Genomic DNA, 266 nt, shown 5'->3' with positions numbered 1-266 from the left:
AACCGAAACCTGACCTGTAATTAAATTACCAATCATGTCAAAGCTCAGCGTAATCAACCGCCAAGTTTCTTTTGTACCACGAACAATACTATCAAGTGGTCCAAAACTTCGGGATTGTACGTACCCCTCTGGCCATTGCTGAACAACAGGTGCTACACCTAAAAAACCTTGTTCTATACCATTGCTGCCAACACGCCCTTGTGGGGCCACTGTTATGCTTTTTATACTATGTTGCCTTTTTACACTAAATTGTAAACATTTGTTAG

General features: G+C 41.0%; 1 protein-coding gene. It reads right to left on the bottom strand.

Going from position 1 to position 266, the window contains the following annotated elements; translation table 11 throughout:
• On the bottom strand, positions 1 to 266 hold a 266-nt coding region (locus tag R2R70_RS20665), incomplete at both ends, for a hypothetical protein (protein ID WP_410979001.1).

Origin of the sequence: Cobetia sp. SIMBA_158, from assembly GCF_046566945.1 — a bacterium.
Lineage (GTDB): Bacteria > Pseudomonadota > Gammaproteobacteria > Pseudomonadales > Halomonadaceae > Cobetia > Cobetia amphilecti.
Note: the sequence above shows the minus strand (reverse complement) of the source record. Positions and strands in the feature narration are given on the sequence as shown.